Below are 21480 nucleotides of genomic sequence, written 5' to 3' on the forward strand. Positions count from 1 at the left end.
CTAGTAGCGCCGCTCCATGAAGACGTCGGCGCGGACGTAGGCCGTCTCCGCCGGCGCCAGGTCGCAGAAGCCCATGGCGCGGTAGAGGCCGAGCGCCGGGCCGAGGCTGGAGTTGGTCTCCAGGTAGAGCCGGGGCGCGCCGAGCTCGGCGCCGGCGTCGATGCAGCGCTGCATCAGGCGGCGCCCGAGGCCTGATCCGCGCAGGTCTTCCGACACCGTCATCTTGGCGACCTCATAGCCGCCGTCGGGCATCTTCAGCAGGGCCGCGCAGCCCACCGCGCGGCCGTCCTGCAGGGCCATGAAGATGCGCCCGCCCTTGGCGATGATCTTGCCCTGCGGGTCCTCCAGCACCTCGCGGTCCTTGGCCTCCAGCACGAAGTATTTGGCGATCCAGGCGACGTTCAGGTCGTGGAAGGCGGCGGCGTGCCCCGGCTCGAACTCGACGATCTCCATGGACACATCCGCCTCCCGCCGGTCATGAAGGCGAAGTCGCCCCCCAAGCTGATGATCTAATGGCCAATCCGATCTTCTCAAGCCTGCCGATGACCGTCTTCGAGGAGATGTCGGGGCTGGCCCGCACGCTGGGCGCGGTAAACCTGGGTCAGGGCTTCCCCGACGACCCGGGGCCGGAGGCGATCCGCGCCAAGGCCGCCGACGCGGTGCTGAACGGCTACAACCAGTATCCGCCCATGACCGGCCTGCCGGAGCTGCGCGCCGCGGTGGCCGGCCACTACGCCCGCTGTCAGGGCCTGGACCTGGACCCGATGAGCGAGGTCACCATCACCTCCGGCGCCACCGAGGCGCTGGCGGCGGCCTTCCTGGGCCTGATCGAGCCCGGCGACGAGGTGGTCGTCTTCCAGCCGCTCTACGACGCCTACCTGCCGCTGATCCGCCGCGCCGGCGGGACCGCCAGGCTGGTCACGCTCAGGCCGCCGCACTGGCGCTTCGACCGCGCCATGCTGGAGGCGGCGATCGGGCCGAAGACCCGATACCTGGTGCTCAACAACCCGAACAATCCCGCCGGGACCGTGCTGTCGGACGAGGACCTGGCGTTTCTGGCCGAGGTCTGCGTGGCCCACGACCTGATCGCCATCTGCGACGAGGTCTGGGAGCAGGTGGTGTTCGGCAACGCATGCCATCGGCCGCTGATCGCGCTGCCCGGCATGCGCGAGCGGACGGTGAAGATCGGCTCGGCCGGCAAGATGTTCGGCCTGACCGGCTGGAAGGTGGGCTTCCTCTGCGCCGCGCCGCCGCTCACCCATGCGCTGGCCCGCGCCCACCAGTTCCTGACCTTCACGACGCCGCCCAACCTGCAGGCCGCCGTGGCCTTCGGCCTGGACAATCCCGGCGACTGGTTCGAGGCCATGCCGCGCGACCTGGAGCGCTCCCGCGACCGGCTGGGGGCCGGCCTGAAGCGCGAGGGCTTCGCGGTGCTCTCGGCCCAGGGGACCTATTTCCTCAACCTCGACCTGACCGCCTCGGGGATCGCGCTCGGCGACCGCGATTTCTGCCTGCGCGCGGTGAAGGAGGCCGGCGTGGCGGCCATTCCCATCTCGGCGCTCTACGAGGAAGAGCCGGTGACCCACATCGTGCGCCTGTGCCTGGCCAAGCGCGACGCGACCCTGGACGCCGGAATCGAGCGGCTGGCCCGGGCGCGCGACATCGTCCGGGCGGGCTGAACCCGCTCCACAGGAGACCAGACCATGACCGGCGTGCTCACCGATCCCAAGCTGCAGGCCCTGGCCGACCGGTTGCAGGCGCAGAGCCAGGCCCAGGAGGCCGAGACCGGCGCCTGGTTCGCCGAGCGCGGCAAGCGGGGCGAGCTCTCCTGGGACGGGTTCGACGAGACCTCCCACCGCTACATGGCCGACAAGCTGGTGGCGCTGGAGCCGCCCAAGGCGGCGTTCTGCCACCTGATCTGCCGCGCGCTGCGGGCTGCCCGCGTGGTCGAAGTCGGCACCTCGCACGGCGTCTCGACCCTCTACCTGGCCGACGCGGTGCGCGCGAACGGCGGCGGCGTGGTGATCGGCACGGAGCACGAGCCGGCCAAGGCGGCCATCGCCCGGGCCAATTTCGCCGAAGCCGGCCTGGCCGACCTCATCGACCTGCGCGAGGGCGACCTGCGCCAGACCCTGAAGACGATCGAAGGGCCGGTGGACTTCGTGCTGATGGACATCTGGACCGAGATGGCCCGGCCGGCCATCGAGCTGATCGGCCCGCACCTGCGGCCGGGCGCGGTGATCGTCGCCGACAACACCACGCGCGTGCGCCACGCCTATGCGAAGTTCCTGGACTACGTCGAAGACCCGGCCAACGGCCTCAGCGCCATGACCCTGCCGTTCGAGGGTGGGCTGGAGATGATCGTCAAAAGCTGAACGCAGACCGTTCGACGCAAATCGAAACGAACGGCCGCCGGGCCTGCGCTAGGGTCGGGCCATGCAGAAGCGACGCTTGTTCATCCTCGCCGCGGCCCTGGCGTTGATCGCGGCGCCGGCGGCCGCCAAACCTGCCGCCAGACCTGTCGCCCGACCGGCGGCGGTGATCCCGCTGGAGCCCTATGTCGACAACGACCACCTGGCCTTTCGCGGGCGCATCGGCGGCGTCCAGGGCCTGTTCCAGTTCGACACCGGCGGCGGGATCACCGTCATCACCCCGCCGGCGGCCGAGGCGGCGCGCTGCCGGCCCTGGGGCCGGCTGACCGGCTTCCGCATGCGCGGCGACCGCATCGACGCGCCGCGCTGCGACGGGATCGCGATCACCGCGGCCGGCGCCAGGCTCGCGCCCGCCACCACCCTGGTGGTCGACTTCTCCAAGTTCCTGCCCAAGGACGCGCCGCCGCTCTTGGGCTCGGTGGGCCTGGACGCGTTCGGCAAGCGGCCCGTCACCCTGGACATCTCCGGCCGCCGGCTGATCGTCGAGACGCCCGCCAGCCTGAAGGCCCGCATCGCCCACGCGACCGAGGTCCCGGTGCAGGTGGTCTGGGAAGCCGAGGGCTACGCCCCGTCGGTGATGGCCGGGCTGGACACGCCGTCGGGCCGCGTCTGGTTCACCATCGACAGCGGCAGCGACGGGGCGGTGATCGTGGGCAAGCACGTGGCCGCCCTGTTCGGCCTCGATCCGGATAAGAAGGGCGCCCAGCCCTTCGACGGCAAGCTGGCGGGCGGCGTGCCGCTGAAGGCGACGAGCCACGTCGCCGACCTGATCCTCGACGGCAATATCGGCGCGCCGGTGCTGCGGCGCTGGGTGGTCACCTTCGACGTGGCGCACGGCCGGATGTGGCTGGCGCCGGTTCACTAGCCGTCTCCCTTCGCGGGAGATCGGGGCCTCAGCGCGAGTCGGCGAACACCGTGGTCGTCGGAACCTCGGCGGTGCGCCAGCCGTCGGCCGCGCGGACCGCGAAGGCGACCGTGCCGCGCAGGGCCAGGGCGCGCTGCATGGGCTCCTCGCGCAGCCTCACGCCCCGCGCCGCCAGCGCCGCGCGGAACGCCGCGTCATAGGCGCCGGCCGGAACCCCGATGGCGTCCCGCTCCGCCGCGCTCAGGGCCAGCAGCAGGGGCGGCGCGGCGGCCCAAGCCTGCGGTTCGCCGCCGCCCAGCAGGCCGGCGGTCATCCGGGTGGTCTCCTGCGCCAGCGAGCTGCCGACGCTGGCCACGGCCAGCACGGGCTTTCCGCCGCGCAGCGCCAGGACCGGCGCCATGTCGGACGGCACATGGGCCCGGGGCGCGAGCCCGGCCATCATCGGCTTGTAGAGGCCGCCCGCGCCGGAGATCGGCACGCCGCCGACCACGATGCCGGTCTCGCCCCACATGGTCGCGTTGATCGTATGCACCAGCGCCGCGACATTGCCCCAGCGGTCGACGACCACCACCGCGTCGCTGTGGTGGCCCGCCTGGGTCGCCGCCGGCTGCAATGCGCGAGCGTAGGCGGCGAAGGTGTCGGGATCGGTCCAATAGGGCCCGGTCGCCTTGTCGCGATCGAGGCTCGCCAGGGCGGCATAGATCGCCGCCGGGCCGCGCGCCGCCCGGCTGGGGCCCATCACCGCCGCGTCGCCGAAGGCCACGGAATCCGGGGTTTCCCAGACCGGCCGGTAGGCGGCGAGATCTTCCAGGGTCACCGCGCCGCCCTCGCGCCGCACGATGTCGACGTACTGCCGGGCCCAGGCGCCGCGATACATCTCGTCCGCGCCCTTGTCGGCGACCGCGTGTAGCAGGGCCGCGAGCTGCGGCTGCACGAAGCGGTCGCCGGCCCGGGGCAGGCTGCGGCCGGACTGGCCGAGGAAGCGGCGGCCTTCCTCCGTGCGCGCCAGCTGGCCGCCGGTCATGCCGAAATAGGCGCCCAGCAGGGGCGAGACCGTCACCCCGTTCTCGGCGCACCAGATCGCCGGCTGGAAGAGGTTCGCCCAGGGCAGGCGCCCGAACCGGGCGTGCGCCGCCGCCATGCCGGCCATGAACCCGGGGACCAGCGTCTTGCGCCCCTGCGGGCCCGCCGACGCCGTCGAGGGTCCGCCGGTGACCTCGCTCAGGTCCTCCGCCGGGATGGTCAGCGGCGCGCGCTCGTCGGCATAGGTTCCCCAGTTCGCCTCGAGCACATAGGTCCGCCGGGTCTTGGCCTCGTAGTAGACCAGCTCGGCGACGCCCGCATAGGACACCACCGCGCCGAGGTCGGTGGCGACCTGGGTCAGGGCCACGGTGACGGCCGCGTCGGCCGCCGTCCCGCCCTGGTCCAGCGCCTCCATCCCGGCGTGCACGGCGAAGGGCGACAGCGTCGCCGACACCATCTGCGTCCGCCCCTGCAGGGTGCGCGTCGCGGCCGGGAAGAACCGCTGCTCCATCTGCTCCAGCCGGGCGCGCTCCGCCGCCGGCCACCGCGCCGGTGACAGGTCCGCCGCCGGCGCCGCCGTGCCGGTCAGGGCCAGCGCCACGCCGATCCACCGCCCTCGCATCGCCACGCCCTCCGGGTCATCAGGCACTCTGCAACCTGGACCTTAGGTCCAGGTCAAGGGCGTTGACAGGGCGCCGACGGCTCAGGCGCGGACGAGCGCGCCCCTGCGCCGCCGCAGCGCCACCCCGGCCAGGCCGAAGCCCGTGATCATCAGCGCCCAGGTCGCCGGCTCCGGCACCGAGACGCGGACGTTGTCGAGGATGGTGTCGGTGCTGTCGGCCGGGCCGTCGAACACTTCGAAGGAAACCGTCGCGACATTCCCATCGCCGACGAAGCTCAGCACGTCGTGCATGTAGGAGGTGTCGATGTCCGTGGAGCCAGCGCCCTGGAAGTTGTGGGTGACCCCGCCGGCCGAGACGTCCAGGAAGTTCAGCGCGCCGCCGCCAATGAAGGCGAAGTCGTAGTTGATGGTGTAGGTGACGCCGAGCTCGGTGGCGAAATCCTGGCTCAGCACCTCGTCGCCGCTTCCGACGCCGCCGCCGAACACCGCCACCTCGTTGTCCGGATGGCTGGTCGTGAAGCCGCAGCAACTGGGGCCGGCGTAGACGCCCTCGGGGTCCGCCCCGACCACGCCGGACGCCGTCCAGCCGGTCAGGTCGCCGGTTTCGAAGTCGCCGTTCTGGATCACCGGCGCGGCCAACGCCGCCCCGGCAGACAGCGATGCGGCGCAGGCGCCCGCGATCGCGGCGAGCATCGTCCAACGGATCTTGCAGCGCATTTCCCATCCCTCCCAGGATCAAGCTGACCTGAGGGTAGGGCGCGCGTCGCGCCGCCGCTATTGGACGAAAGTCCTAAGACCAGATTCGCCCGTGAGGGGTATTCGGAGCGACTGGCGGGCGGGAAAGGAACAAGGCCCATCGAATGTCATCCCGGAAAGCGCGCAGCGCTTGTCCGGGCCCCCCAGACGCCGCGCCGCAGGATGGATCGCGGTAGTGATGTGTCACCTCTTCGGGAGACACGGTATCCCTGGGTCCCGGTCTTCGCTGACGCGAAACCGGGATGACACCCAAGAAGACCTGCCCGTCCTCAGCACACCGTCCCGCCGTCCACCACGATGGTCTGGCCCGTGGTCCAGGCCCCGGCGCGGCTGGCCAGGTAGACCGCGGCGCCGGCGATGTCGTCGGGCTCGCCCAGGCGGCGCAGCGGGGTGCCGGAGCTGGCGCGCTCCTCGCCGGCCGGGGTGTCCCAGAGCGCCTTGGCGAAGTCGGTCTTCACCAGGCCCGGCGCGACGCAGTTCACCCGGATGTTCGACGGCCCCAGCTCCTTGGCGAGGTTGCGGGCGAGCTGCATATCGGCGGCCTTGGAGATGCAGTAGGCGCCGATCACCTCGCTTCCGCGCAGGCCGCCGATGGAGGAGACGATGATGATCGCCCCGTCCTTGCGCGCGCGCATCTCCGGCGTGACCATCTGGATCATCCAGTTGTTGGCCACGATGTTGTTGGTGAGGATCTTGCCGAAGGCGTCGTCGGAAATGTCGAGCTGGCTGCCGTAGTAGGGGTTGGACGCGGCGTTGCAGACCAGGATGTCGATCTGGCCGAACGCCTTGCGGGTCTCGTCCATCAGCCGCTGCAGGTCGTCCTTCGACGAGATGTTGGCCGGGATCGCGATGGCGTGGCCGGCGCTGCGGGCGTTGATCGCCGCGGCGACCTCCTCGCAGGGGCCGGCCTTGCGCGAGGAGATCACCACCTTGGCGCCGTGGGCCGCCATCTGCTCGGCGATGGCCTTGCCGATGCCGCGCGAGGAGCCGGTGATCACCGCCACCTTGCCCGTCAGGTCGAACAGCTTGCCGGTGAGGGCGTTGGGTTTTTCCATCACGTCGCTCATCTTAAGCGCTCCCTTAAACGCGCGTTTGATTTGCCGGCCATTTGCGATGTGGGCCACCTGTGCGTCAAGGTAAGCTGGCTGAAGTTTCGAGGTGGGGCCGAATGCGTGTGCTGAGCCGGATCGCGCTGATTGTCTTCCTGGGCGTGATCGCGGTGATCGCCATCGCGCTGGTGCGCACCCTCACCTACCGGCTGCCCGGGGAGGTCTCGACCGCCGACATCCGCGTGGTCCCGGCCGGCGAGATCGACGTGGCGTCGGCCGCCCAGCACCTGTCGCAGGCGGTGCAGATCCAGACCGTGAGCCACCAGGACCTGAAGGACGACCAGCCGGCGGAATGGGCCAGGCTGCACGACTTCCTGGTCGCGACCTATCCGGCGGCGCACGCGGCCATGACCCGCGAGATCGTCGGCAAGAACACCCTGGTCTACACGTGGAAGGGCTCCGACCCCTCGCTCGCCCCCATCGTGCTGATGGCCCATCAGGACGTGGTGCCGGTGACGCCGGGCACCGAGGCCGAGTGGAAGCATCCGCCCTTCGCCGGCGCGGTGGCCGACGGCGCGGTCTGGGGCCGCGGCTCGGTCGACGACAAGGGCTCGCTGATCACCCTGTTCGAAGGCGCCGAGAGCCTGGCCAAGCAGGGTTTCAGGCCGAAGCGCACGATCATCATCGTCTCCGGCGAGGACGAGGAGACCCACGGGACCGGCGCACGCGCCGCCGCCGCCCTGCTGAAGTCGCGCGGGATCAAGGCCGAGTTCGTGCTCGACGAGGGCCTGGCCGAGATCACCGACAATCCGATCACCCACGGCAAGCTGTCGATGATCGGCACGGCCGAGAAGGGCTATGCGACGCTGAAGGTCACCGCCAGGGCCGAGGGCGGCCACTCCTCGGCGCCGCCCAGCGACGGCGGCGGGGTTGTGACCCTGTCGAAGGCCGTGGAGGCGATCTCGAGCCACGGCTTCCCCATGGACTTCCGCGGCCCCGGCGCGGCGATGCTGCAGGCCGTGGCGCTGAAGGCGCCGTTCGCGGTCCGGATGGCGGTGGCCAACCCCTGGCTGTTCAAGCCGATGCTGGTGAAGCAGATGGGCGCCACGCCCTCCGGCGCGGCCCTGCTGCACACCACAATCGCGCCCACCATGCTGCAGGGAAGCCCCAAGGAGAACGTCCTGCCGCAGGAGGCCGCGGCCTGGATCAACTACCGGATCGAACCCGGCGACAGCTCCGCCACGGTGATGGCGCGGGCCAAGGCGGCGGTGCGCGGCCTGCCGGTGGCGCTCTCCTGGGTGGACCCGCCGTCGGAGCCCTCGCCGGTCTCCTCGACGCGCTCGGGCGGCTGGAAGGTGCTGGCCGCGGTGGCCGGCCAGGTCACCGGCGCGCCGGTCGCCCCCAGCCTGGTCACCGCCGGCACCGACAGCCGCTACATGGCCGGCGTGGCCGCCGACGTCTACCGCTTCCAGCCCATGGCCTTCGGTCTCAACGACATTGAAATGATCCACGGTACAAACGAGCACCTGACGCTCGCGAACCTGGAACAGTGCGTGCGCTTCTACGCGCGCCTGATCGCCACAGCGGCGGGATAAAAGACCGGCCAACCCTTGCAGTCGGGGCTGCGGCGACGCACGTTCCGCCTGAGCGTTTCCCCTCTGAGGACCCTATGCGCGACATCTACCGGAACTACCTCGACGACGAAGACGGCGACGAAGAGGACAAGGGCCGCCAGCCCGACATGCCGCTGACCTCCGGCCCGGTGCAGAACGCGCTGTTCAAGTCGCGCACCGTGCTGGTGTTCGGCGAGATCGACATGCGCCTGGCCGAGCGGGTCACCGCCCAGATCACCGCCTACGCCGCCGAGAACGACAAGCCGATCCGGATCATCATCAATTCGCCGGGCGGTCACGTGGAGAGCGGCGACACCATCCACGACATGATCCGCTTCTGCGGCGTCGAGGTGAAGGCGATCGGCACCGGCTGGGTGGCCAGCGCCGGCGCGCACATCTTCCTGGGCGCCAAGAAGGAAAACCGCCTCTGCCTGCCCAACACCCGCTTCCTGCTGCACCAGCCGGCGGGCGGCATGCGCGGCCAGGCCAGCGACATCCAGATCGAGGCCGAGCAGATCATCAAGATGCGCGACCGGGTGAACCGGATGATCTCGGCGGAGACCGGCCAGCCGCTCGAGAAGATCCTCAAGGACACCCAGCGGAACTTCTGGATGAACGCCGAGGAGGCCAAGGCCTATGGCCTGGTCTCGCGGATCATCAACGACACGTCTGAGGTCTAGTCCCGGTGGGGAGGCCGTGGTGGCAGGGCGCGGTCCTCTACCACGTCTATGTCCGCAGCTTCTTCGACTCGAACGGCGACGGCCAGGGCGACCTGCCGGGCGTCGAGGCCAAGCTGGACTATATCGCGGCCTTGGGCGTCGACGGGGTCTGGCTGTCGCCGATCCATCCCTCGCCCAACCGCGACTGGGGTTATGACGTCGCCGACTACCAGGGCGTGCAGGGCGACTATGGGACGCCCGACGACCTCGCCCGCCTGCTGAGCGCCGCCCACGCCCGCGGCCTGAAGGTGGTGCTGGACGAGGTGCTGGCCCACACCTCCGACGAACACCCCTGGTTCGTGGAAAGCCTGACCGGCGGCAAGGATGGGCCGAAGGCGGACTGGTACGTCTGGGCCGACCCGCAGGAGGACGGGACCGCGCCCAACAACTGGCTGTCGGTGTTCGGCGGCCCGGCCTGGGCCTACCAGCCGGCGCGCCGCCAGCACTACCACCACAAGTTCCTGCGCCAGCAGCCGAAGCTGAACTGGCGCAATCCCCAGGCGCGCGAGGCGGCGCTTTCGGTGCTGGACCACTGGCTCGCCCAAGGCGTCGACGGCTTCCGCCTGGATGTGGCCGGGGCCTTCCTGCACGACCCAGGCCTGACGCCCAACCCGCCCGTGCCGATGGCCGAGCGCACCCGCCACGACTGGAGCCACGCCGGCAACCTGCAGAAGCACCTGTTCGATTCCAACCTGCCGGAGAACAAGCCGCTGCTGGACCTGGTCCGCCGGCGCGTGGAAGCGCACGACGGGAAAGATGGGGGCGACAAGTTCGTCTTCGGCGAGGTCTCCGAGGAGGAGGAACGCTGCGGCGCCTACCTCACGCCGCAGGACGGCCTGCACTCGGCCTACACCTTCGTCCTGCTGCTGGCGCGGAAGATGGATCCGCAGGTCTTCAAGGACCACTACGCCACCCTGGACCGCTTCCCGGGCCACTGGCCGACCATCAGCTTCTCCAATCACGACGTGCCGCGCACGGTGAGCCGGTTCGGCGGCGAGGACGCAGGGCCGGAAGTGGCCAAGCTGATGTTCGCCCTGCTGCTCGCGCTCAAGGGCACGACCCTGATCTACCAGGGCGAGGAGCTCGGCCTGCCGCAGGCGTCGTTGCGGCGTGACCAGCTGCGCGACCCGGTGGGCGACCTCTACTGGCCCTACGCCGGCGGCCGTGACGGCTGCCGCACGCCGATGCCGTGGACGATGGGGGCGAACCTCGGTTTTTCCACCGGGACGCCCTGGCTGCCGGCCGCCGCCGAGCACGCCGGCCTGACCGTCGAGGCGCAGGAGGCCGATCCGGAATCGGCGCTCCGCTTCGCCCGGGCGATGATCGACTTCCGCCGCGGCTCGCAGGCCCTGACGGCCGGCGACCTCGAGATCCTCGACCTGCCGGACCCGGTGCTGGGCTTCGTCCGGCGCGGCGAGGGCGAGGCGATCCTCTGCCTGTTCAACCTGAGCGGGGCGCCGCGGTTCGTGGAGGCGGCGGCGCTTTCCGGCGCGACCCTGCTGGACCTGCGGGCCGGCGACGCCGACCTGCGCGGCGGCTCCATCGGCCTTTCGCCCTATGCCGCGGTGTTCCTGCGGCTATGAGCGGTCGCGCCCGGCGGTCAGTTTGAACAGCACGGCGTTGCCGGTCACCGGGTCCGCGTCGCGCCACATGTCGCCCGCGTGCTTGCCCAGGATGGCGTTGCAATAGGTCGCGGCGCGGTCTTCGCTTTGCACCGGCCGCTGGGCGGTGGTGCAGACCTTGCCGTCGCGCACCGCCCAGGTCCCGCGCACCGTCCCATCGGACCCCACCTCGCGATAGGTATGGTCCGGCGCGAGATAGCGCTTGGCGCTCCAGTCGCCGGCCGGGACGTCGATCTCCAGCGTGCCGGTGAAGAAGTCGCCAAGCGTGGCCGCCTCGTCCTGCGCCCTGGCGATGGGTGCGGCGAGCAGCGACAGCGACAGGGCGCAGAGCAGGATGCGGAACATGGCGGTCTCCCTGGCTGGCGCAGCCTAGCGCCGCCGTGGGCCGGCGCGGAATGAATTCGCGGCGAGGCCGATTTGACCTTCGCCAAAGTGGCGCGCGGGCGCGACCCGCCTTAGAACCGGACCATGGCCGAGGGCGACACCAGGGCGGCGCGCAGCGAGACCAGGTTCGGCCAGGGGTTCCTGACCGACATCTGGTACTTCGCCGCGCTGGCCAAGGACCTGCCGCGCGGGAAGATGACCCGCTACGAACTCCTGGGCGAGCCGGTGCTGCTCGGCCGCTCCCCCAAGGGCGAGCTCTTCGCGCTGCGCGACATCTGCCCGCATCGCGCCGCGCCGCTTTCGGCCGGGCGTTTCCATCAGGAGCCCGGGGGTTCCACGACGGTGGAATGCCCCTACCACGGCTGGCGGTTCGGCAAGGACGGCGCCTGCGCGGCCATCCCCTCGCTGGTGGCCGACCAGGCGATGGACGTCGCCCGCATCCGCGTGCGGCGCTATCCGGTGGCCGAGAGCCAGGGCCTGGTCTTCGTCTGGATCGCCGGCGACGCCCGCGGCCTGGGCGAGCCCACCGAGCCGCCGCCGGTGTTCGAGGGCGTGGTCGGCGGCGGGCCCAAGATCGTCGACCGCATGGAGTTCGCCGCCCACATCGACCACGCGGTGGTGGGCCTGATGGACCCGGCGCACGGCCCCTACGTCCACCAGCAGTGGTGGTGGCGCTCCAGGGCCAGCCAGCACGAGAAGGCCAAGCGGTTCGAGCCGCGCGAGGCGGGCTTCGCCATGGTGCGCCACGAGCCGTCGAAGAATTCCCGCGCCTACGCCATCCTGGGCGGCGAGCCGCTGACCGAGATCACCTTCCGCATCCCGGGCCTGCGCTGGGAGCACGTCACCGTGGGCGCCCGCCAGGTGCTGAGCCTCACCTGCCTGACGCCGGTGAACGAGACGACCACGCGGATCACCCAGATCGTCTGGTCCGACCACCCGGCCTTCGTCTTCCTGCGGCCGTTCATCGCGGCCGGCGCGCGCGCCTTCCTGCGCCAGGACGGCGACATGGTGAACCTGCAGAACCAGGGCCTGAAGTACGACCCTTCGCTGCTGTGGATCGACGACGCCGACCGCCAGGCCAAGTGGTACCAGCAGCTGAAGCGCGAATGGGCCGCGAGCCGCCGGGAGGGCCGGGCGTTCGCCAACCCCGTCGAGCCCGCAACACTTCGCTGGCGCAGCTGAGCCATAGTTCGAACACCCTGGTTTCCGAGCGTGACCGTGGGACGGTCTTGGGGAGGGCCTCGATCGGGGGATTGAGGCTTGCGCATTCGGCGTCGTTCGGCGGCGGTCATCGCCGCGTCCCTGGCCGCGCACGCCCTGCTGTTCACCGCCTACCTGGCGACGCACCCGTTCGTGCAATGGGCCGAGCCGCCGGCGATCCAGGTGGAGCTGTTGCGGCCGGAGCGGCCCGAGCGCCCGAAGCCGACGCCGCCGTCGGTGACGTCCAATTCCGCGCCCGCCGCCGCCGCGACCCCTGCGCCGCCGATCCTGTCGCGCCCGGCATCACCCTCCGCGCCGGCCCTCGCCGCGACGCCAAAGCCGCTCGATCCGCGCCAGCTCACCGACCAGGAGCTGCTGGAGCGCGCCGGGCCCCGGCGCGACCTGCACAAATACTATGAGGAGGAGGCCAAGCGCCCGCTCTACTCGCGCCGCCTGCCGCCCGGGCCCGGCGACTGCAAACCGGCCGACGAGCATTCCAACCGCATCGCCCCGCCCTGCCCGGTCTTCGCCGGCGGCGGCCTGCCCGCGTTCCCGCGGCTGCCCAATCGGCCCGACGTGGCCGGCGAGGTGAGGACCAAGGATGCGTTCAAGGCCTATGGCGACCGCTACGGCCCGCACGGCCAGGCCAGCTCGAACGACTTTCCCGGCATGCGCTGCAAAGTCCTGCACCAGTGCGGGCCCTCGGACGAACCCGACGTCCTCAACGGGCAGCCGCCACGCTGATTTCGCGCTCCCCTTTTGGATTTGCGGCGCGCCGAACCCCTGCGGGTTCAGACTCTTGACGTCTCGAGCACGATTCAGCGGTAGGCGATTCCGCCTGGCCCCATCCTGCTCTAGGGTGGCGACATGGCCAGCTTCACCTCCGACGGCGTCACCATCGCCTATGACGACATCGCTCCCGCCGGTCCGGCCCAGGGGACGATCGTCCTGATCCACGGCTTCGCCTCGAACCGCAACGAAGGCTGGAAGCGCACCGGCTGGTACACGGCCTTCGAGCGGCGGGGCTATCGGGTGATCGCGCTGGACCAGCGCGGCCATGGCGAGAGCGGAAAGCCCCATGACCTGCACGCCTATGAGCGCGAGCGGCTGGCCGCCGACGTGCTGAACCTGATGGACGCCCTGGGCGTCGAGCGCGCCGACGTCTTCGGCTACTCCATGGGCACACGCACGGCGCTGGAGCTGGCCGTGGCCCAGCCCGGCCGCATTGACCACCTGGTCCTGGGCGGGATCGGGGGCAAGTTCCTGGAGCCGCGCGAGGAAGGCTCATCGGAGAAGATGGCGCAGGCCATGCTGGCCGACGATCCGGCCACCATCACCGAGCCCATGCTGCGCTCGTTCCGCCAGTTCGCCGACGAGCAGGGCGAGGACCGGAAGGCGCTGGCGGCCATGACCCAGACCCGCAACATGCCCTTCGACCACGACGCCCTGGCCACCCTGCCGATGCCGGTGCTGGTGGTGGCCGGCGCGGGCGATGCGGGCGCGGGCGACCCGGAGGCGCTGGCGGCGATCTTCCCGCACGGCCATGGCAAGGTGATCCCCGGCTGCGACCACTTCTCGGCCATCCCCCACGCGCTCACCAAGGCAGCGGTCTTCGACTTCCTGGACGGGGTGATGGACGAAGACGACTTCCCGCCGTTCGAATAGGGCGCCGTTCGCTTGAGCCCAGCGCCGACCCGCTTCCCCGACGCCCCGGCGCGGATCGCCCGGCTGCCGGCCGATGTGCGCGGCTTCCCCGTGCCGTGGTTCGTCTCCTGGCGCGACGGGACCCCGCAGTTCCCGGTGGTGGACGCGGAGAAGCTGGGCCTCGCCTGGCGCGACGAGCGCTGCTGGGTCTGCGGCGAGCGGCTGGGCGCGTGGCGCGGCTGGGTGGTCGGGCCGATGTCGGTGATCGAGGGCGCGACGCCGGAGCCGCCGTCGCACTGCGACTGCGCGGCCTTTTCCGTGGCGAGTTGCCCCCATCTCAGCTCGGCGGCGGCGAAGCCCAGCACGCAGCACGGCCCGGCGGCCGGCTACGCCGTCCAGGCCAATGTCAGCAAGACGCCATCCGCCGCCACGGCCATCTGGGTCACCAAGGGCCGTGGCGCCACGCCGTTCCAGGCGAACGGCGGCGTGCTCTTCAGGCTGGAGGAGCCGGCCCGGGTCGACTGGTACGCCGAGCGCCGCCCCGCCACCGCCGCCGAGGTGCGCTCGGCCATCGCGGCCGGCCTGCCGATCCTGCGCCAGGCCGCTGAGGCGGAGCGCCGCTTGGAGGCCTTCGAGGCCCGGCTGAAGTGGCTGGAGCGCTGGGCGCCGGGCGACTAGTTCCTGCCCATTCCCGCAGGATCGTATGGACGGACAAAATTGGTCAGTCCTTGCGCGGCGCGTTTGCGCCTACCCTCGCACCTTCGATGACATCGAGGGCGTCATGAGGGGGAGATCTGCCGCGAGCGCGGCGCTTTGCGCCGTTTGGCTGTCGGGCGCGATAGCCGCACGCGCCGCGCCACCGCAGGCCAGGGCCTCCATCGAGGGGACCTGGGTCTCCAACTTCGTCCTCGTCATGGAAGCGCCGAAGGGCACGCCGCAACTGGTGGTCTCGGGCGCTGAGGCCAAGGCGATCGGCGCCGCGGAGGCGAAGGCCCTTTCCGACGAGTTCGCCAAACTGCTCGATCCCGAGGTGCCTGACGATATGACCCGCATCGACGGCCTGCCGATCGTGAAGGGGCAGCGACGCACACGCCTTCTTATCGACCCCGCCGACGGCAAGCTGCCCTACACGGCCCAGGCCAGGAAGGACCTGGACGCGCCGGCGCCGCCCGAAAAGTCCGACAACCCGGAAGACCGCTACAACGGCGAGCGTTGCCTGGTGGGCGAGGGCCAGCCGCCGCTCTCGAGCTTCGCCTTCGAGCAGGGCCTGCAGATCCTGCGCGCGCCCGGCGCGGTGGTGATCCATACCGAGTACGGCGACGACCTGCGTATCGTCCCGCTCACCGACAAGCACCGGCCGAAGGTGCTGTGGGGCCTGCTGGGCGACTCCATCGGCCACTGGGAGGGCAAGACCCTGGTGGTGGAGACGGTGGGCCAGCCCGAGGCCGACAACTACCGGCTGGCGCCGACCTTCATCGTCTCTGGCGAGGCGACCGTGATCGAACGCTTCACCGCGGTCTCTAACCGTGAGCTGCTCTACAAGTTCACGGTGATCGACCCGAAGACCTATACGCGGCCCTGGACTGCCGAATTCTCCTGGTACCGGACGGACAAGCCGATGCGCGAACACGCCTGTCACGAGGGCAACTATTCGCTGGCCAACATCCTCTCCGGCGCCCGGCATGAGGAAGCGGAGAAGGCTGCGGCTGCGGGGAAATAGGAAACCCAAGACCCCTCATCCCTGCGGAGACGGGGATCCAAACCGAGTCAGGGATTCAATCTGAAGGGAGCCTCCAGACGCCACATGGATTCCCGCCTTCGCGGGAATGAGCGGGGTGGTGAAAACGCCCTCCCAGGACGCTCGCCGCCTTAAATCTCACGGTGGATGCGGGCCTTCCGGAGGATGTCGGCCAACAATCTCAAGGTGTCATCCCGGTTTCGCCTCTGGCGAAGACCGGGACCCATCGACTCCGCGCAGCCGGAAAACGCTCGGCGTCGCCGCCGTGAGCATTCCCAGCGCCACGTGCTCATGGGTCCCGGATATGCCGCTGCGCGTCATTCCGGGATGACAGATGGAGGTTGGACGAGCGTAGGGGGCCTATCGCGTCGGAACCGGCACGTCCCCGCGGTAGTCGTAGAAGCCGCGCCCGGCCTTGCGGCCTAGCCAGCCGGCCTCGACATATTTCACCAGGAGCGGGCACGGGCGGTACTTGGAGTCCGCCAGGCCCTCGTAGAGCACGTTCATGATCGACAGCACCGTATCCAGGCCGATGAAGTCGCCCAGCTCCAGCGGGCCCATCGGATGGTTGGCGCCCAGCTTCATGGCCGTGTCGATGGCTTCGACAGTGCCGACGCCTTCGTACAGGGTGTAGATCGCCTCGTTGATCATCGGCACCAGCACGCGGTTGACGATGAAGGCCGGGAAGTCCTCGGCGTTGGCGGTGGTCTTGCCCAGGCTCTGGGCGAAGTTCACGGCGGTCTCGTAGGTGTCCGGCCCGGTGGCGATGCCGCGGATGATCTCCACCAGCTTCATCAGCGGCGCCGGGTTCATGAAGTGCAGGCCGATGAACCGGTCCGGCCGGTCGGTGGCCGCGGCCAGGCGGGTGATCGAGATCGAGGAGGTGTTGGAGGCCAGAAGCGTGGTGTCCGACAGGTGCGGGCCCAGCGCCTTGAAGATGGTCTTCTTGGTCTCTTCGTCCTCGGTGGCCGCCTCGATGGCCAGGTCGGTCTGGCCGATGGCCTGCAACTCGCCCGCCGGCTTGATCAGCTTCAGGGCCGCGTCCATCGCGTCCTGCTTGATGATCCCGCGCACAACCTGGCGCGACATGTTCTTCTCGATCAGGCCCAGGCCGGCGTCCAGCCGCTCCGCGCTGACGTCGTGCAGCAGCACGTCGTAGCCGCCCAGGGCCACCACATGGGCGATGCCCGTGCCCATCTGCCCCGCGCCAATGACGCCGACCGACTTGATCTGAACCATTCAGCAACGCCTCGAGATACAGCCGTGACGAAACGGCGAAAATTGCACGACAGGTTTCTAGCACGGCGGCGCCGTGCTGCCGCAAGCTTTTGCTGCGGCGCAGCGTGGATCATGGGGGTTCTTGAAACGTAAAGGCTGCGGCGTGCGTCGACGGCCCGCTATCGGACCCACTTGCGGTTGAGCCTTGGAATTATTTACCGGCCGCCGTGAGCCAGTCGCACAGCAGCCGGATGCGGCGCTGCTTGCGGTTGTCCGGGCGCCAGACGGCGAAGTAGCCATAGGGCGCGGGCAGCGTCTCCGGGTCGGCGACCGGGCGGACCAGCTGGCCGGGGCGCACATAGTCGAGCGGCAGCGGCAGGCTGTCGGAGTTCGGGCGCATCAGGCGGCCGCTGGCCAGGTCGTCGTCCACCATGCTGCTGCGCACGATCGCCGCGCCGACCCCGCGGGCGACGGCCTCCAGCACCAGGAGCGAGTCATTGGACACCGGACCGTTCACCGGCGGCGTCGGCAATTGCAGGCGATCGAACAGCATCGACCAGGGCCGGTCGGCGGAATGGATCAGCGGCGCCTCCAGCAGGTCGCGGGCCGTCGCAATCCGGTGCTCGGCCGCGAACTGCGGGGTGCAGACCACATAGAACCGATCGGTGGTCAGGCGTTCGGCGGCCAGCAGCGGCCAGTCGCCGCGGCCGAAGCGGACGCCCAGGTCGATGCCGTCGGCGGTGAAGTTGGCGACGCGATCCTCGACGCGGATGTCCAGGTTCGCGCCCGCCGGATGGGCCAGCAGGCGCGGCAGCTTGGGCGCCAGCCAGCGGGCCGCGAACCGGCCGTCGACGCTCAGCACCAGGGGCTCGCGCTCCGCCGCGGCGGCGAAGCCCTCGACCGCGCCCTGCAGCCCGGCCACCGCGGTGGCGATCTCGCCGGCGAGGCGCGCGGCCTCGGGCGTCGGGACCATCTCGTTGCCGCGGCGATGGAAGAGACTGGCGCCAAGCTCGGCCTCCAGCTTGCGGATCTGCTGGCTCACCGCACCCTGGGTCACCGAAAGCTCGCGCGCGGCGGCGCTGTAGCCGCCATGGCGGACCGCGGCCTCGAGCGCGCGCAGGGCGAAGAGAGACGGCAGCCGCATGGGGCAAAGCCATTAGCGATGCTCATAACCAGCGGCAAACACTATCGTTCGCGTCCCAGCCGGGGCGCGGGCTACCCAGCGGCCTTGTCCAGGGCTTTGCGGGGTCGGTGATGCGTGGGTTGGGTCTTGTGTTGGCGGCGGCGTGGCTCGTCATGGCCGGTGTGGCGACAGCCGCGCCTGCGCCCGGCCCGTCGGTGGTCAAGGCCGCCCGGCTGATCGACCCGAAGACCGGTGCGGTCACCGCTCCGGCCGCAGTGCTGATCGAGGCCGGCAAGATCAAGGCGGTCGGGGCGCCCGCCCGGATCCAGGCGGAAGCGCCGAAGGACGCCAAGATCATCGACCTGGGCTCGGCCACCCTGCTGCCCGGCCTGATCGACAGCCACACCCACCTGCTGATCGACATCGTCCCGCCGCGCCCGATCGAGACCGCCCGGCGCCGCAACGGCGACTTCGGGCCCGGCCTGCTCCTGGCCATCGTCGAGTCCCCCGGCAAGCGCATCCTGATGGGCGCCCAGATGGCCCGGGAGGACCTGGAGAGCGGCTTCACCACCGTGCGCAACCTCGGCCACTCCGGCGTGGACGGCGACGCGGCGCTGCGCGATGCGATCAACGCCGGGCGCTTGCCGGGCCCACGCATCCTGGCCGCCGGGCGCAAGATCACCCAGCGCGGCAACTACCTGCAGGACCTCAACCCCGCCCTGGCCGACGCGATCCTGAACGAGGAGCTGCTGCAGGCCGAAGGGCCGGAGGGCGCGCGCCAGGCGGTGCTGAAGAACGCCTTCTACAACGTCGACGTGATCAAGATGACCATGGGCGACGATGTGACCCCGGCCGAGATGGCGGCGCTGGTCGACGAGGCTCACCGCCACCAGATGAAGGTCGCCGTCCACGCCACCAGCGTTGGCGACATCCAGACGGCGATCGACGCCGGCGTCGACAGCGTCGAGCACGGCAACGACGTCACCGACGCCCAGCTGAAGACGATGCGCGACAAGGGCATCTACCTCGACATCACCCCGGCCTTCGCCGGCGACCTCTGGACCGCGATCCATCCGACCGACGATCCCGCCCAGCGCGCCGCGCTCGCCACCAGCAAGGCGCGTAACCGCGAGCGGATGACGGCGCTGGTCAAGCGGGCGCTGGCCTCCGGCGCGCCCTTCGCCGTGGGCTCCGACATGTGCTGGAACTGGCCGGGCAAGACCCGCGGCGAGGCGACGGCCACTATCTTCACGACCCTGCGAGACGTCGGCATGCCGCCTGCCGACATCCTGCGCGCGGTCACCACCAACGCTGCGGCCATGCTGGGCTGGCAGGACAAGGTGGGCGCCGTGGAGCCCGGAAAGTTCGCCGATCTGGTCGCGGTGGCCGGCGACCCGATGGCCGACGTCGGCCAGCTGGAGCACGTGCGCTTCGTCATGAAGGGCGGCGAAGTCATCCGCAACGACCTGACGAGGCCTTGAGCCTCCCACCAACCAGGATCGGAGCTGGAATGCGGAACCCGGGACTTATCTTGGCGGTCGCTTCAATGTTTCTGACCGGCGCTGCGGCGGCGGCTTCCGCGCTTGTGGCCATCAAGCCGCCAGCCGCGGCGTCCTACAGGGCGCCGGCGCCCAGGCCGTTCTGGGCCTGGGGTTGCTGCCATTCGCGACGCCCACTGCCGCCGGCCAGGCGATGCCCGAGAGCCTCAGCGAAGGGGGCCTGAACCAAAAAGGGCGGCCCCGCGCGGCAGCCGCCCCTCGTCTCCTGTCCGGATCGGACGCTACTTGCCGGCGGCGGTAAGCGCGCTCATCAGCTCCGGCACGGCGGTCTTGTAGTCGGCGACCAGGCCATAGTCGGCGACCTGGAAGATCGGCGCGTCGGCGTCCTTGTTGATCGCCACGATCACCTTGGAATCCTTCATGCCGGCCAGATGCTGGATGGCGCCGGAGATGCCGATGGCGATGTAGAGCTCAGGCGCGACCACCTTGCCGGTCTGGCCGACCTGATAGTCGTTGGGCGCATAGCCGGCGTCCACGGCGGCCCGACTGGCCCCTACCGCAGCGCCCAGCTTGTCGGCCAGCGGCTCGATCACCTTCTGGAACTCCTCGGCCGAGCCCATGGCGCGGCCGCCGGAGACCACGATCTTGGCGCCGGTGAGTTCCGGGCGGGCCGATTTCACCAGCTTCTGGTCGACGAAGCGGACCTTGGCCGGGGCGGCGGGCGCGGCGATGGTCTCGACCTTGGCCGAACCGCCGTCGGCGGCGGCCTTGAACGAGGTGGCGCGGACCGTGATCACCTTCTTTGCGTCGGCCGACTGGATGGTCTCCAGCGCGTTGCCGGCATAGATCGGCCGCACGAAGGTCGAGCCGTCGACCACGTCGACGATCTCGGAGATCTGCGCCACGGCGAGCTTGGCGGCGATGCGGGGTGAGAAGTTCTTGCCCTGGCTGGTGGCCGGCGTCAGCACCGCGTCGTAGTTCGCCATCAGCGGCACGACGAGGGCTTCCATGGCCTCGGCCAGGCCCTGGCCCAGCTCGGCGCTCTCGGCCAGCAGCACCTTGCGCACGCCGGTGATCTTGGCCGCGGCGTCGGCCACGGCCTTGCAGCCCTTGCCGGCGACCAGCAGGTCCACGTCGCTCGAGAGTTTCAGGGCGGCGGTGACGGTCTTTTCGGTGTTGTCCTTCAACGACGCGTTGTCGTGGTCGGCGATGACGAGAACGGCCATCAGAGCACCCCCGCTTCGGTCTTGAGCTTGGAGACGAGGTCGGCGGCGGTCTCCACCTTGACGCCGGCGGTGCGCTTGGGCGGCTCGGTCACCTTGACCACCTTCAGCCGCGGCGCGGTGTCGACGCCGAGGCTGGCGAGTTCTTCGACGGCGAGCTCCTTCTTCTTGGCCTTCATGATGTTCGGCAGGCTGGCGTAGCGCGGCTCGTTCAAGCGCAGGTCGGCGGTGACCACCGCCGGCAGGTCCACCTCCAGGGTCTGCAGGCCGCCGTCGACCTCGCGGGTCACCTTGGCCTTCTTGCCCGAGACCTCGACGGCCGAGGCGAAGGTCGCCTGCGGCCAGTCGAGCAGGGTGGCCAGCATCTGGCCGGTGGCGTTGTTGTCGCCGTCGATCGCCTGCTTGCCCATGACCACCAGGTCCGGGCTTTCCTTGCCGACGATGGCGGCCAGCACCTTGGCGACGGCCAGCGGCTCCAGGTCCTCGCCGGTCTGCACCAGGATGGCGCGGTCGGCGCCCATGGCCAGCGCCGTGCGCAAGGTCTCCTGCGCCTGTTGCGGACCGATGGAGACCGCCACCACTTCCGTGGCCACGCCCTTTTCCTTCAGCCGCACGGCCTCTTCGACCGCGATCTCGCAGAAGGGGTTCATCGACATCTTCACATTGGCGAGGTCGACGCCCGTCTGGTCGGGCTTCACCCGGGCCTTGACGTTGTAGTCGATCACCCGCTTGACCGGGACCAACACCTTC

At 70.3% G+C, this 21480-nt stretch carries 21 protein-coding genes; 12 read left to right on the forward strand and 9 right to left on the reverse strand.

The genetic code is table 11. The annotated features are described in order from the left end of the window. Positions 1-453: a GNAT family N-acetyltransferase gene (locus VGL85_RS03980; RefSeq protein ID WP_331586261.1), complete on the reverse strand. Its 453-nt coding sequence runs from the start codon at positions 451-453 to the stop codon at positions 1-3. Positions 454-512: 59 nt separating this feature from the next. On the opposite strand from VGL85_RS03980, the gene VGL85_RS03985 reads away from it, so the two are divergent. The 3 genes from VGL85_RS03985 (at position 513) to VGL85_RS03995 (ending at position 3297) form a co-directional block, all read left to right on the forward strand. Then, positions 513-1679: an aminotransferase gene (locus VGL85_RS03985; RefSeq protein ID WP_331586219.1), complete on the forward strand. Its 1167-nt coding sequence runs from the start codon at positions 513-515 to the stop codon at positions 1677-1679. A gap of 24 nt (positions 1680-1703) precedes the next feature. Further along, positions 1704-2375: an O-methyltransferase gene (locus VGL85_RS03990; protein ID WP_331586221.1), complete on the forward strand. Its 672-nt coding sequence runs from the start codon at positions 1704-1706 to the stop codon at positions 2373-2375. A gap of 76 nt (positions 2376-2451) precedes the next feature. Further along, on the forward strand, positions 2452-3297 hold the full coding sequence (locus tag VGL85_RS03995) for a hypothetical protein (protein WP_331586223.1): 846 nt from the start codon (positions 2452-2454) through the stop codon (positions 3295-3297). 28 nt (positions 3298-3325) lie between these two features. On the opposite strand, the gene VGL85_RS04000 is transcribed toward VGL85_RS03995, so the two are convergent. The 3 genes from VGL85_RS04000 to VGL85_RS04010 form a co-directional block, all read right to left on the reverse strand. Beyond that, positions 3326-4942: a gamma-glutamyltransferase gene (locus VGL85_RS04000; protein WP_331586225.1), complete on the reverse strand. Its 1617-nt coding sequence runs from the start codon at positions 4940-4942 to the stop codon at positions 3326-3328. Positions 4943-5023: 81 nt separating this feature from the next. Further along, positions 5024-5659 (reverse strand): PEPxxWA-CTERM sorting domain-containing protein, encoded by a 636-nt coding sequence (locus VGL85_RS04005; protein WP_331586227.1) that lies wholly within the window; start codon positions 5657-5659, stop codon positions 5024-5026. Positions 5660-5967: 308 nt separating this feature from the next. Further along, complete coding sequence (locus tag VGL85_RS04010; protein WP_331586229.1) at positions 5968-6765, reverse strand: SDR family oxidoreductase; 798 nt, start codon at positions 6763-6765, stop codon at positions 5968-5970. Positions 6766-6866: 101 nt separating this feature from the next. Here VGL85_RS04010 and VGL85_RS04015 point away from each other — a divergent pair, with 101 nt between their 5' ends. The 3 genes from VGL85_RS04015 to VGL85_RS04025 all read left to right on the forward strand — a co-directional run bounded on the left by VGL85_RS04015 (position 6867) and on the right by VGL85_RS04025 (position 10662). Further along, positions 6867-8342: a M20 family peptidase gene (locus VGL85_RS04015; RefSeq protein ID WP_331586231.1), complete on the forward strand. Its 1476-nt coding sequence runs from the start codon at positions 6867-6869 to the stop codon at positions 8340-8342. 74 nt (positions 8343-8416) lie between these two features. Then, on the forward strand, positions 8417-9040 hold the full coding sequence (locus tag VGL85_RS04020; protein WP_331586233.1) for an ATP-dependent Clp protease proteolytic subunit: 624 nt from the start codon (positions 8417-8419) through the stop codon (positions 9038-9040). Between the two features lie 5 nt (positions 9041-9045). Beyond that, the gene (locus tag VGL85_RS04025; RefSeq protein ID WP_331586235.1) at positions 9046-10662 is read left to right on the forward strand and encodes an alpha-glucosidase; all 1617 of its coding nucleotides are present in this window, start codon (positions 9046-9048) and stop codon (positions 10660-10662) included. Here the strand turns inward: VGL85_RS04025 and VGL85_RS04030 are convergent. Next, positions 10657-11046 carry a hypothetical protein gene (locus VGL85_RS04030; RefSeq protein WP_331586237.1) on the reverse strand — a complete coding sequence of 130 codons (390 nt, stop codon included), beginning with the start codon at positions 11044-11046 and terminating at the stop codon, positions 10657-10659. The genes VGL85_RS04025 and VGL85_RS04030 overlap by 6 nt on opposite strands. Before the next feature lie 123 nt (positions 11047-11169). Between VGL85_RS04030 and VGL85_RS04035 the strand changes: the two genes are divergently transcribed. From VGL85_RS04035 to VGL85_RS04055, 5 genes are all read left to right on the forward strand, one after another. Continuing rightward, on the forward strand, positions 11170-12267 hold the full coding sequence (locus VGL85_RS04035) for an aromatic ring-hydroxylating dioxygenase subunit alpha (protein WP_331586239.1): 1098 nt from the start codon (positions 11170-11172) through the stop codon (positions 12265-12267). Positions 12268-12345: 78 nt separating this feature from the next. Next, entirely contained in the window at positions 12346-13029 is a 684-nt protein-coding gene (locus VGL85_RS04040; RefSeq protein ID WP_331586241.1) for a hypothetical protein, read from the forward strand. A gap of 123 nt (positions 13030-13152) precedes the next feature. After that, positions 13153-13950: an alpha/beta hydrolase gene (locus tag VGL85_RS04045; protein WP_331586243.1), complete on the forward strand. Its 798-nt coding sequence runs from the start codon at positions 13153-13155 to the stop codon at positions 13948-13950. 12 nt (positions 13951-13962) lie between these two features. Continuing rightward, positions 13963-14607 carry a hypothetical protein gene (locus tag VGL85_RS04050; RefSeq protein ID WP_331586245.1) on the forward strand — a complete coding sequence of 215 codons (645 nt, stop codon included), beginning with the start codon at positions 13963-13965 and terminating at the stop codon, positions 14605-14607. A 103-nt stretch (positions 14608-14710) separates the two neighbouring features. Beyond that, positions 14711-15649 (forward strand): hypothetical protein, encoded by a 939-nt coding sequence (locus VGL85_RS04055; RefSeq protein WP_331586247.1) that lies wholly within the window; start codon positions 14711-14713, stop codon positions 15647-15649. A 378-nt stretch (positions 15650-16027) separates the two neighbouring features. Here VGL85_RS04055 and VGL85_RS04060 read toward each other — a convergent pair whose 3' ends face one another. Both VGL85_RS04060 and VGL85_RS04065 read right to left on the reverse strand, forming a co-directional pair. Beyond that, positions 16028-16906 carry a 3-hydroxybutyryl-CoA dehydrogenase gene (locus VGL85_RS04060; protein ID WP_331586249.1) on the reverse strand — a complete coding sequence of 293 codons (879 nt, stop codon included), beginning with the start codon at positions 16904-16906 and terminating at the stop codon, positions 16028-16030. A gap of 190 nt (positions 16907-17096) precedes the next feature. Beyond that, positions 17097-18029 carry a LysR substrate-binding domain-containing protein gene (locus VGL85_RS04065; protein ID WP_331586251.1) on the reverse strand — a complete coding sequence of 311 codons (933 nt, stop codon included), beginning with the start codon at positions 18027-18029 and terminating at the stop codon, positions 17097-17099. A gap of 110 nt (positions 18030-18139) precedes the next feature. On the opposite strand from VGL85_RS04065, the gene VGL85_RS04070 reads away from it, so the two are divergent. After that, positions 18140-19489: an amidohydrolase family protein gene (locus tag VGL85_RS04070; protein WP_331586253.1), complete on the forward strand. Its 1350-nt coding sequence runs from the start codon at positions 18140-18142 to the stop codon at positions 19487-19489. A 299-nt stretch (positions 19490-19788) separates the two neighbouring features. Here VGL85_RS04070 and VGL85_RS04075 read toward each other — a convergent pair whose 3' ends face one another. After that, positions 19789-20733 (reverse strand): electron transfer flavoprotein subunit alpha/FixB family protein, encoded by a 945-nt coding sequence (locus tag VGL85_RS04075; protein ID WP_331586255.1) that lies wholly within the window; start codon positions 20731-20733, stop codon positions 19789-19791. Further along, positions 20733-21480, reverse strand: a 748-nt coding sequence (locus tag VGL85_RS04080; protein ID WP_331586257.1) for an electron transfer flavoprotein subunit beta/FixA family protein, incomplete at its 5' end; no start/stop codon positions are given. The genes VGL85_RS04080 and VGL85_RS04075, both read right to left, overlap by 1 nt.

The sequence above is a fragment of the Phenylobacterium sp. genome (genome assembly GCF_036501465.1).
Taxonomy (GTDB): Bacteria; Pseudomonadota; Alphaproteobacteria; order Caulobacterales; family Caulobacteraceae; genus Phenylobacterium.